Source organism: Planctomycetota bacterium, from assembly GCA_016207825.1.
Taxonomy (GTDB): Bacteria; Planctomycetota; MHYJ01; order JACQXL01; family JACQZI01; genus JACQZI01.
The window spans coordinates 1-11,438 of sequence record JACQZI010000028.1 but is presented as its reverse complement, the minus strand read 5'-3'; the positions used below and the strand labels follow the sequence as shown (position 1 = coordinate 11,438).

The 11,438-nt window shown below is 46.0% G+C and carries 10 protein-coding genes; 2 read left to right on the top strand and 8 right to left on the bottom strand.

What is annotated here, in order from left to right; translation table 11 throughout:
- Positions 1-431: 431 nt before the first annotated feature.
- From rpmI to HY811_10390, 4 genes are all read right to left on the bottom strand, one after another.
- Positions 432-632 carry a 50S ribosomal protein L35 gene (gene rpmI, locus HY811_10405; protein MBI4835207.1) on the bottom strand — a complete coding sequence of 67 codons (201 nt, stop codon included), beginning with the start codon at positions 630-632 and terminating at the stop codon, positions 432-434.
- Between the two features lie 26 nt (positions 633-658).
- A complete protein-coding gene (locus HY811_10400) occupies positions 659-1,165 on the bottom strand; it encodes a translation initiation factor IF-3 (protein ID MBI4835206.1) in 507 nt (168 codons plus the stop codon).
- 61 nt (positions 1,166-1,226) lie between these two features.
- Positions 1,227-3,074 carry a threonine--tRNA ligase gene (gene thrS, locus HY811_10395; GenBank protein ID MBI4835205.1) on the bottom strand — a complete coding sequence of 616 codons (1,848 nt, stop codon included), beginning with the start codon at positions 3,072-3,074 and terminating at the stop codon, positions 1,227-1,229.
- Between the two features lie 91 nt (positions 3,075-3,165).
- Complete coding sequence (locus HY811_10390) at positions 3,166-4,185, bottom strand: peptidyl-prolyl cis-trans isomerase (protein MBI4835204.1); 1,020 nt, start codon at positions 4,183-4,185, stop codon at positions 3,166-3,168.
- A 190-nt stretch (positions 4,186-4,375) separates the two neighbouring features.
- On the opposite strand from HY811_10390, the gene HY811_10385 reads away from it, so the two are divergent.
- Complete coding sequence (locus HY811_10385; protein ID MBI4835203.1) at positions 4,376-5,617, top strand: hypothetical protein; 1,242 nt, start codon at positions 4,376-4,378, stop codon at positions 5,615-5,617.
- Between the two features lie 148 nt (positions 5,618-5,765).
- Positions 5,766-6,089 (top strand): hypothetical protein, encoded by a 324-nt coding sequence (locus HY811_10380; protein ID MBI4835202.1) that lies wholly within the window; start codon positions 5,766-5,768, stop codon positions 6,087-6,089.
- Between the two features lie 3 nt (positions 6,090-6,092).
- Here the strand turns inward: HY811_10380 and HY811_10375 are convergent, their stop codons facing one another.
- From HY811_10375 to HY811_10360, 4 genes are all read right to left on the bottom strand, one after another.
- Positions 6,093-7,127 carry an AAA family ATPase gene (locus HY811_10375; GenBank protein ID MBI4835201.1) on the bottom strand — a complete coding sequence of 345 codons (1,035 nt, stop codon included), beginning with the start codon at positions 7,125-7,127 and terminating at the stop codon, positions 6,093-6,095.
- Positions 7,128-7,139: 12 nt separating this feature from the next.
- A complete protein-coding gene (locus HY811_10370) occupies positions 7,140-9,254 on the bottom strand; it encodes an acetate--CoA ligase family protein (GenBank protein ID MBI4835200.1) in 2,115 nt (704 codons plus the stop codon).
- A complete protein-coding gene (locus tag HY811_10365; GenBank protein ID MBI4835199.1) occupies positions 9,254-11,149 on the bottom strand; it encodes a GNAT family N-acetyltransferase in 1,896 nt (631 codons plus the stop codon). The genes HY811_10370 and HY811_10365 overlap by 1 nt, the downstream gene beginning before the upstream one ends.
- A gap of 148 nt (positions 11,150-11,297) precedes the next feature.
- The coding region (locus tag HY811_10360) for a hypothetical protein (GenBank protein MBI4835198.1) at positions 11,298-11,438 on the bottom strand (141 nt) is incomplete at its 5' end.

Below are 11,438 nucleotides of genomic sequence, written 5' to 3'. Positions count from 1 at the left end.
CTTCTGTCCGTATGGAATATAAGAGGGTATGGTCGTAATGGATACCCCCTTAGGCAGAGTAGTTTTCCCCCTAAGGTAGTAAAAGCGTGAGCATAGGGTGGGGTAGGGGGGTAGTGGTCGGAGACGGAAAAATCCGCCCTACTTTCTTATAAAACAAGCAGATACAAACTGACAAACCCATAACATTCAATAAAATATAGAGTTGGAGAATCTCAAAATCCATGTAAAATTTTATCTCCTTATTTTTCAAGAGGTTATAGGTGTAACTCCAAGAAATTCGTTAAGCCTAGCCGTTTTCTTGTCCCCTATTTTGTAAGTAGATAGTGGAAAGAGACGGTGAACCACTGAGGGTTCACCGCCCTGAACCCTGCGTGGTTCAGGGTCTATCCAAGTTAGAGGGAAGGAGTCCCGGCTCCTTCCCTTTTTTTACTTTACCTATAATTAACCAGCGCGGTGCGGATTTTTTTCTCGTCCACCCTGTTAATAAAAGTCCCCAATCTCTTCTTTCTCCGCCAGTTGCCGTTTTTGGATGAGAGCATGTGGCGCTTGCCCATGCCGAAACGCTTTACCTTACCGCTGGCAGTTACTCTAACTCTTTTAGCAATGGACTTGCATGATTTCATCTTAGGCATATTACTTTCTCCTTTTAATATAAACTTTATTTGAGCGGGGCCAGGGTCATGGAAAACCGTGAACCGCGCCTGGAAATCGGAGTATCAACCTTGCCGACATCGGCGGTTTCTTTGACAAACCGGTCCATTAATTTATCGCCCAACTCGCGGTGCGCCATTTCCCTGCCTCGGAAGACCATGCAAACAATAACCTTGTCGCCTATTTTCAGGAATTCCTTTGTGTGGTTAAGCTTCACCATAAAATCATGCTCTTCGGTTCTCGGATGGAGCCTGATTTCTTTTATCTGCATCTTATGCTGTTTCTTTTTCGCCTGCTGGAGCTTTTTATGCTCGGCATATTTATATTTTCCATAATCCAGTATCCGGCAGACCGGCGGGGCGGCCGTGGGGGAAACCTCCACCAAATCGTACCCTCTTTCACGAGCCATCTTACGGGCGTCATCCGTAGAAATGACGCCAACCTGGACCCCGTTTTCGTCAATCAGCCGGACGGTTTTTATCCGTATCCTTTCGTTAATCCTTAATTCTGGAATAGCTCATCCCTCCTTTCTTGTTAAGTAGCGAGTAGAGAGTAGCGAGAATTGAGCTTGTTTTCTACGCTTTTTTCTCCACTGCCAGTTTTATTTGTTCGATAAACGCATCTAGTTTAATTTGTCCTAAATCGCCTTTGGTACGCTCGCGCACAGCAACAGTTTTATCAGCTTCTTCCTTGTCGCCGACCACGAGCATATAAGGTATCTTCTGGTTGGTCGCCTCGCGGATGCGCTGGCTCAAACGTTCGTTCCTCAAATCCGCCTGCGCCCTTATTCCAACTTTTGCCAGGGCGTCTTTCACCTGGACGGCATAATTATGCTGCGATTCGACCACGGGTAGGACGATTGCCTGTACCGGCGCCAGCCACATGGGAAACGCGCCGCCGTAGTGCTCAATCAATATGGCAAAAAATCTCTCTAGTGAACCCATGAGAGCGCGGTGAAGCATGACCGGCCGTTCCTGTACACCGCTCTGCGCGGTATAGACCATGTCAAAACGTTCCGGCAGGTTGAAATCCACCTGAACGGTAAAACACTGCCATTCGCGCCCAAGCGAATCCTTTATATGTATATCTGCTTTGGGACCGTAAAAGACGGCTTCGCCTTCGGCAACGGTATAAGGCAGGCCTACTTCTTCAATTGCTTTCTTCAAGGCGGCTGTGGCTTTATCCCAATGCTCGATGGTCCCTACGTATTTTTCCGTTGGACGTGTCGAAAGCACCATCTTGAAATCGGAAAAGCCGAAGGAGCGGAAGATATTAAGCCCGAAATTTATGACGCCTTTTATTTCATCATCTATCTGGTCAAACCTACAGAAAAGGTGCGCATCATCCTGGGTAAACCCGCGCACCCTGAACAGCCCTTGCAAAACACCGGAACGCTCGTAGCGATAAACCGTGCCGAGCTCCGCCCAGCGGATGGGCAAATCTCGATAGCTTCTTATCCTTGTTTTATAAACCAGGATATGGCCCGGGCAGTTCATGGGTTTAAGAATATATTCCTGCCCGTCAATATCCATGGGTGAATACATATTTTCCTTGTAAAAGTCCCAATGTCCCGAGGTTTTCCATAATCCGATCCGGGCGATATGGGGCGCGTAGATTAATTCATACCCGTTTTTAAGGTGCTCATCACGCCAGTAATCCTCTATAATCTTACGTATCAGGGCGCCTTTGGGATGCCAGAAAACCAACCCCGGGCCGGCATCGTCATACTGTATGCTGAAAAGGTCCAGGTCTTTACCCAGGCGGCGGTGGTCACGCTTTTTCACTTCCTCAAGGTGTTTCAGGTAATCATCCAGTTCTTTCTTGGAAGGAAAAACCGTCCCGTAAATGCGTTGGAGCATTTTCTTTTTCTCATCACCCCGCCAGTAAGCGCCGGTAGCGGAAAGGAGCTTGAACGCTTTGACATAACCGGTATCCGGGATATGAGGTCCGCGGCATAAATCGGTGAAATCGCCATGCTGATATAGCGTTATTTTCTGGTCGCCCAGTTCGCTGATAAGCTCGGTTTTATAAAACTCGCCTTTGTTATCCATAAATTTCAATGCCTCGTCGCGAGAAACTTCTTTGCGGACGAAAGGTTTTTTGGATTTAACGATGTTTTCCATTTCCTTTTCGATTTTTACAAGGTCTTCCGGCGAAAACGGCTTGTCCACGTCAAAATCATAGTAAAACCCGTTTTCAATGGCCGGACCGATAGCGAGTTTGGCGTTCGGGAAAAGCTTTTTCACCGCGTCCGCCATGACGTGCGAGGTGCTGTGGCGCAGTATTTCCAGCCCTTCAGGCATCTGAAGCGTAATCTCCTGGGCTGAACTTTCGGCCGGCTTAGATTCGTTTCCCTTCGGAAGGTCTAAGAGTGCCCCGTTAACGCGGACGGCAATAACTTCTGTTTTCTTTTCCTTACTCACTTAATAAAAACCACAATGATCGTAATTTATAAACAACAGGTTATTATATTAAAATACTATCTGGTTTGTGTCAATATATATTTTGGGCATATTATTCGGCTGAAAGGGATTCGGCGGTTATTTCAAAGGAAGAATCAATCCATATTTCGGCTTTTTTCATCAGTTGCGCCCGGAGTTTTTTCATGCCCTCCATGGTTTTGGCGTTCTGGATGATTTGCTTTATATGCTCCTGGACTTCCGGAGAATTTATTCCTTCGGCGGTGTTGATCCTATTGTATACCTGAACAATCCGAAAATCATTCTCGGTTTCGAGCAAGGATGAATATTTCCCTTTTTCCAGTTTAAAAACAGCCTCCCTGATTTTTTCCGGGAAGTCGTTTTCGGTCATATATTTATCTTGACCAGATTCCTTTTCTGGCACATCCGAGTATTTAGCAGCCAGATCTTCGATGGATTTTCCTTTATCCAGTTCCGGCAATAACGCCTCTCCGATACTCTTCTTGTAACTCTTGGTATCACTATCCTGGAATTTAAGGATGATTTGTTTGACCAGGATTTTGGGTTTTCCCGTATAATCGGACTTATGCGCTTCGAAATAATCCCTGATTTCCTTCGGGCTGACAAAAGTATCTACCAATGTATCCATTTCCGTATATTGATCATCCGGTTTATTAGCTCCGCTTGATTTAATCATCACGTATTTATTTTTAAGCATGTCCCGGCGCAGTTCCTCACGGTATTCTTCATAAGTTATTTTATATACCCTAAGAACTTCCCCGATAAATTTCTGCCTTCCGCCGTAACGCTCCATAAGTTTTTCCAGGCGTTTATCAAGCTCCTTTTCGGTGACCTCGATCTTTTCCGCCAACGCCGCCTGGTAAAACAATCTGCCTTCAATCAATCCTTTAATTACATCCTTTTTATCTTTCTTTATCTGGTATGCCACGACTTCAACCTCACTTTTGGTGATAATTTCCCCGTTTACCTGCGCGGCGATACCGTCTTTAAAAGAAGACTCGGCATTTTCGGGTTTAGGCGCGTCTTCCCCGTTTAAGCAAAGCGGAACCAGGCAGAAAATTAATACAAGACAATACAATAGTTTTTTACGCATATTTAAACCGTTTCCAGAAGCTTTTATACCCGCTTCGTACGCTTTGGTCAAGTTAAATCATTTTACTATAAAGCGCGGTAAAGCCATGGGTATCCTGCATTCCTTTATTATCATTTTTATCTTGCATTTAACCAAGCTAATAGTATAGTAAACACAAGTTTTATATTTATTTTAGAAAAGGAGAGCATATATGAAACGGTTTGTCATACTGGGACTTACAGCTCTTATGGTATTAGGAGCCGGTTGCTCAAAACCGAGGCAGCCTAATGAAGTGATAAGCGACGCCAATAAAGCGCTGGATTCCTTGGAAAGCTACAACGCGACGGTTAATATAACCATGGCTGTTCCTTCGGCAGGAACAGAAGCTTCTTCCGCATCAATCAACAGTAAAATAGCCGGGATGAATCCCAACCGGCTGTCAACCGATACGGAAATGACTCTTCCTGTTTCAGGCGGAGCCAATTACAGCGCTCAATACAAAACACTCTTTGACGGAGAAAACCAATGGGTTGAATTAAGCGACAAACAAGGAGACCTTGTCATCACTCCGAAAAACGTGCTTAAAGTTTCTTTAAAAGATATTGTCACACCGGATAATATGTTTGACGGATATTACCTGCCTTATCCGACAGGATTACTCGCGGGACAGGATTTACCCGCAACAATCAAGACCCTGCTCAAGCTTTATAATTTTAAATCTGTCCCCGCGCAAAAGGTTGACGGAGTAAAATGCGAGGTAATCGAAGGTGATTTAAGCGATGCCGGCTTTGAAGAACTCTACCGAACGGATAATCCTCCGACACTGGCAAAGGGATTGAATATTACCTCTGCCCGGCTTTATTTCGATAAAGAAACCCATTTCATAAAAAAATATGAAGCCGGCTCAGACCTCAAAAAGCCGGAATTTACCGCGATTTTCAAGGATGTTACCCTGAATAAAGACGTGTCACCGAGCCTTTTTGTTTACGCACCTCCGGAAGGCATGCAGGCAAAAGATATCACGCTAGATGTGATGAAAAAGAAGCCGCGCCTGGCGGAAAAAGTAAAAGAATTGGAAAAACAAAAACCGACAGCAAAAACGCCTGTTAAAACAGAACAGGGGAAAGCGACCCCCGAAAAAGAAACTCCGGCCCCGGATGTTACCCCGAAAACAGATACCGAAGCCGGCGCAACCCCCGGTAAATGGGGCATCCGGCTGATTTACTACAAAAACGACAAAATGGGAAAGCATTTGGCAAACCGTATGGTTGGCTGGTTGAATGCAAACGGAGTTTCTAATACTTTCACCCGTAATGAACGCATTGGCGGAGTTGATAATATCAGCGTTTATGCCGGACCTTACGACGCCAAAGACGCGGCGGAAAAGGATATGCCCGGCTTACAATCAAAACGCTCTGTCTTTAAGGATTGCGATTTAGTAAAGTTCAAATAGGGTTTGACGTAATCACACAATCAACCCTCCCCGTCTAACGTCGGGGAGGGTTTTTTATCTCACCTCAAAAACACCTGTTTATTCCGCTTCTAATTTCCGATATAACATTCTAGCAATTATCTACCTATCAAACAAGGGAGATTAAATTATGACTTTTACTAAAAATGATATTTACCTGAAAGCCCCCCGTTTTATAGACCATCACCCCGCAGATGGGAGGCATGAAGCGGAAGTAAGTCAAGCCAGGGGCATAATCAAAACGGTCATTAACCACTGCGTGAACCGCTATAACGGGGAAAAAATAGTTCTGGATTTAAGGGATACGGAACATATTGGTAAACCATGCATGAGAATTTTCGGTGTTTTCGCCCAGTCGGATGAAAGGTTTATCCTTTATCACCCCAATCGGACTTTGTGGCAACGGCTTGTTGAAAATGGTTTTCCCCAAACTAATATCAGCGTTAAAGAATAGGCTTTAGACTATTTTTTTCAGATCCAGGTTTTCTTTAACCAGTTTTTCCATCAGTTGTATCTTTTCGTTTTCATCCTTAGTAGGCAATGGCTCCATATCATCTATCTGGCGCGCCGCCTGATAAGTATCCTGGCTGACCACGAGCAACGGGATATTAAGTTCGGAAGCCCTAGCGATAATATTGGAAGGCGGCAGGATATTATTGGTAAGTATTATCCCGGAAGTGTTTTTCTCCAGGGACGCCAGTATCATATCGCTACGGTCTCCGCTGGTAATGATAAGCTTATCCTCCTTTTTGAAGAGCGGGTTTTTTACGGCCTCTTCCGCTGAAGTCGCCCCGATAAATATGTTTTTTATGCTCCGGCTCGCGGCACCTTCCCCGGCAAGCGTTTTGGCAAAAAGTTTATAACCCACATAGCCGACCGTCAGGTAATTCAGCTCCGGTTTAAACGGAATTATCCCCGCCACGTTCAGCCCTGTTTGTTTGATTATATCCAGATACGTTTCCTTGAAATCAGCCGGGTTTTTGACCTTGTTTATTATTAACCCTGCCACCTTAACGCTTTCCTTGTTTATATGGTTCTTGATAAACAAGATATCGTCCAGTATTGAATCGTCATCTCCGTCTAATACGATAAAAAGCTCCCCTTTAAGGCGCTTGCAGACAGAAGCCACATCCAAAGACAACCCGGAGCCGTATCTCAAATCCTTGCCCCCTTCGATAAAAAGGACATCCTTGCCTTTGCCCATGCTGTCGGACATTTCATGCAGTTTTTTATCCAGTTGTTTTTCATCATACATATAACGCAGCTTCGAGTATTCAAAGCCGATGGTCATTTCCTCAGGATTTTCTTTCATACCGAATAACCCCGCAATCAGGGCGGAATCGTAATCCCATAATCTCTTTTTATGGTATACCAGCCGTTCGCCGAAAGGTTTCATATAACCTATCTTCATTTTCAATGCCCTGCCCAGCCCAATGATAATGCTTGTTTTTCCGGCATTTTTATTCATTGATGCGAAAACCAGTTTATTCATAGAATCCTCCTTTTATTTTAAACGGGAAATCAAAATCCGCGCATCCAGGGCTTTTACGCCCTTTTCGTATACGACCAGCGGATTTATCTCTATATCAGTTATCGCGGGACACGATTCAATTATCCCGCTTACTTTTATTATGCTGTCTATTACACTTTCGACATCCTTCTGCGGCTCGCCGCGGACGCCGAGTAATAAAGGATAGGACTTTATTTGTTTTATCATGGAAAGTATCTCGCGCCGGCTGACCGGAATGGCGCGGAAACTCACGTCTTTCATCACCTCGACATAAATCCCGCCCAGCCCGAACATGACAATCGGCCCGAAGGAAGGGTCGCGCCGGGCGCCGATTATGAGCTCCGTCCCGCGGGGAACCATTTCGGATATTTCCACTCCGTCAATCGCAGCCGCCGGGTTATGCGTCCGGCAATTATTGATGATGGCTTCGTAAGCCTCTACCACTTCGTTTTTATTCTGCAAATCCAAAGCCACCCCGCCCACGTCGCTTTTATGAAGAATGTCCTTGGAAACTATTTTCATGACTAATGGGTAGCCGATCTTTTCCGCGTAATCCGCCGCCTCGTTGATATTACGGGCGATACGGCTTTGCGGAGTGGGAATACCCGCGGCTTTCATCACGGACTGCCCTTCGTTAGAAAGCAGGAAATTACGGTTTTCCGTTCTGACTTTTTTGATGACATCATCCATGGATTTAACGTCTATCTTGGGCTTATCCGTTGCTTCGGAGCTTTCGCCATGATAATTCGCATAAGAATAAAGCGCACCCAAGCAGGAGACCGCCTCATAAGGGTCGTTGAAAGCCGGGACATCGCGCCGTCGCAAAGACTTGACGCATTCCTCCACTTTTTCGCCCCCCACCAGGCAAAAGACTATCGGCTTTCCGGCCGTTTTGTATTTCTGGTATGTCTCCTCGATGAGCGGTTCGAAGTTTTGGATATCGAAAACGGCCGTTTCGCAATATAGCGAAATCAAGGACGAGATATTCTTGTTCTTAAGCGAGGTCGCAAAAGCCAGGCTGTAATGGGATGACTCTGCCTGGCCGGTCAGGTCAATCGGGTTTTTGGCCGAGCCGAAATATGGCATGACAGGAGCAAACGTTTTCTTCAGCGCCTCATAATCGTCATACAGTTTTATCCCATATTTCTCGCAGGCGTCCGTCGCCAGGACGCCGATGCCGCCGCCGTTGGTAATGATAATTGCGTTTTCTGCGGATGGCACCGGCGAATTGGAAAGGAACTTGCACCATTCCAAAGCATCCCTGATATTTTCCGCCCGCTGGACATTGCATTGTTTCATGATGGCATCAAATATATCATCCGAACCGGCCAAAGACCCGGTGTGCGATGCGGCCGCGATGGCGCCGCGTTTGGAACGGCCTGATTTCACCACCACCACCGGCTTTTCGGTGGTTGCTTCTTTTAACGTTTCCACTAAACGCGCGCCTTCTTTTATCCCTTCAATATACATCATAATGACTTTTGTTTCTTTGTGGCTAATAAGGTATTTAAGCAAATCCGTTTCGTCAATATCTGATTTATTGCCGACCGAGATGATGGCGGAAAGCCCGATATTTTCGACCGCGGTTTTGCCTATCATCGCCACGCCCAGCGCCCCGCTTTGCGTTATTATCGCCACGCCACCCGGCTTTACCGCCTTCGGCCCGAAAGTGGCGTTAAGCGAAACACCAGCAGAAAAGAACCCGAATATGTTCGGCCCCAGTATGCGCATGTTGTTTTCCCGGGCGTAGGAAGCGATTTTGCGTTCTTCTTCGACATTGCCGATTTCCGAAAAACCTGATGATATAATAGAAAGGAATTTAACCTTTTTAGCCGCGCATCCTTTGAGCGATTCAAAAACAAGGTTAGCCGGCAGGACAATCGTCGCAACGTCTATCTCGCCGGGGATATCTTCTATATCCTTGTAAGCTTTTATCCCAAGTATCTCCCCGCCTTTTGGGTTAATCGGGTAGATTTTGCCTTTGTATCCGCCGGCAACGATATTTTCCAGGATCTTATAGCCTATCTTCCCTTTATGCTGCGATGCTCCGATAATGGCAATCGATTTGGGCTCAAAAAGTGCTTTGACGTTGCTTTCTGTGTTCTTCATCAGTCTTTCGATTTAAAAGTCATCCTCAACTCGCAAACTCCAGAAGAATGCCTTTTTTCTATGTCAAAACCCATGCTCTCAAAAAGATGGAGCATTTGCTTATTTTCCACTAAGACCTCGGCGGTAAAACCAAGCAACCCGTTTTTCTTGGCAAGATAGGTGAGATAAGAAAGCAGTTCTTTTCCGATTCCCTTATTCTGATAATCATCCCTTATTACAAAAGCCGCCTCGGCGGTATGGGAAATCTCGTCTATGGCGTATTGTCCCACCCCGACGATTAACTCCTTCTCATCCTGTTTGATTGAAGCAAGTATTACCATCTCCCTGGTATAATCAATGACCACAAATTCCTGGAGCCGTTCATGGCTCATGTCTTTTCTGGTGGAAATGAACCTGCGGTACATGCTCTGGTCGGAAAGCGAATAAAAGAAATCCTTAAGCAAAGGCTCATCATTTATGCGCACAGGCCTCAAGAGCAAGGTCAGCCCTTCTTTGGTCGTGCGATGAATCTCCATATATTCGGGATACTCGCCCTTTTTCCCCGGGATAAATGCCTGGTCCTGGTAAATCAAATTCGCTTTCTTGGCTTCTTTTATGAGTTCCAGCCTGAATTTTGGATGCGCAATAGCAATAAGCGCCATAGCACGCTCGCGTATGTTTTTCCCATGAAGGTATGCGATCCCGTATTCCGTCACCACGTAATGGATATCACCCCGGTTAAGCGTTACGCCCGCGCCCTCCTTCAGAAATGGGACGATCCTGGAAACGGAGCCATTCTCCGCGGTTGATTCCATTGCCAGGATGGTTTTTCCTCCGGGAGAAAGAATTGCCCCTCTCATAAAATCAGCCTGCCCGCCGATTCCGCTGTAGAAAGTTTTCCCTATTGATTCGGCCGTGGATTCGCCGGTCAAGTCTATTTCCAGAGCACTATTTATGGCAACCATATTATCGACTCTTGATATAACCAGGGGATTATTGGTATAATCAACCGCTCGAAATTCGATGCTCGGGTTATCGTTGATATAATCATAAGTCGCTTTTTTCCCCATGCAAAAAGCCGCTACGGTCTTGCCGTGGTTCAGGTTTTTCATGGAATTATCGACGACGCCTGATTTCATCAGTTCCACCAGCCCTTCCGTTAGTAATTCGGTGTGAACACCTAGGTGTTTCTTATTCTGCAGGCTGGATAATATCGCGTTCGGGATGCTTCCATAGCCCACCTGTATGGTATCCCCATCTTCAATGATACGCGAAACATAATTGCCTATCTTCATCTGTATTTCCTTGGAGGTTTCGGTATTATATTCAAGCAAAGACTCATCATGCGGGATGACGAAATTAATATCCTTGATATTGATGAAAGTCTCGCCATGAACGCGCGGCATATTAGAATTAACCTGGGCGATAACCAGCGAGCTCGCTTCCACCGCCGCCTTCACGATATCCACGCTTATTCCCAAACTGACGTAGCCGTGTTCATCCGGAGTGGAAACCTGGATAAGAGAAACATCTATCGGCTGCAAGCGCCGGCGGAATAAATTGGGCACATCGGATAAAAAGACCGGCGTGTAATCCGCATTACCTTTGCCCACGGCAGAGCGGGTGCTCTCCCCTATAAAAAAGGAATTATGGCGGAAATTGGTCTTGAATTTCTCATCCGCGTAAGGAGCCACGCCCAGCGTCCAGACGTGCAGGACCTCGGCATCGAAGAACGCCTTGGGATTGGATTCCACGTAATTGATGAGGGCCTTGACCAGGTATTGGGGCTCTCCGCAGGCGGTGCCGATAAATATCCGGTCGCCGGGGTTGATGTGTTTGAAGATTTCCTCTTCCGATACGAATTTCTCAGGGTATTGCGACTTGATTCGGTTTAAGACATCAGGGCTAGTATTCATTATATTACGCTCCAAACACCCTTATTAAAACTATCATATTACAAAAAAGGCTTAAAATCAAGACAATTCAGCTGGATAAAAAAAAGGGGGATGCCCCTATCCTTCGCCCTGATGAAACTCAGGACTATAGGAAAGCATCCCCGATTTCTTACACTTGGCTCACCTGGACATCCAGCCAGAGCCGTTTCTCACCATCCAGGATGTAATCCATGTGTGAAAGCCCACCCGTGGTAAAGGAATCCAACCCCAGTGCCGGGTCAACGAATCCCTGGATAATCCCGTTGGTGAT

Coding starts and splice junctions, on each gene's coding strand:
- HY811_10380 (MBI4835202.1), top strand. CDS start 5,766: ATGACTTTTACTAAAAATGATATTTACCTGAAAGCCCCCCGTTTTATA.
- HY811_10365 (MBI4835199.1), bottom strand. CDS start 11,149: ATGAATACTAGCCCTGATGTCTTAAACCGAATCAAGTCGCAATACCCT.
- HY811_10375 (MBI4835201.1), bottom strand. CDS start 7,127: ATGAATAAACTGGTTTTCGCATCAATGAATAAAAATGCCGGAAAAACA.
- HY811_10385 (MBI4835203.1), top strand. CDS start 4,376: ATGAAACGGTTTGTCATACTGGGACTTACAGCTCTTATGGTATTAGGA.
- HY811_10390 (MBI4835204.1), bottom strand. CDS start 4,185: ATGCGTAAAAAACTATTGTATTGTCTTGTATTAATTTTCTGCCTGGTT.
- rpmI (MBI4835207.1), bottom strand. CDS start 632: ATGCCTAAGATGAAATCATGCAAGTCCATTGCTAAAAGAGTTAGAGTA.
- HY811_10370 (MBI4835200.1), bottom strand. CDS start 9,254: ATGAAGAACACAGAAAGCAACGTCAAAGCACTTTTTGAGCCCAAATCG.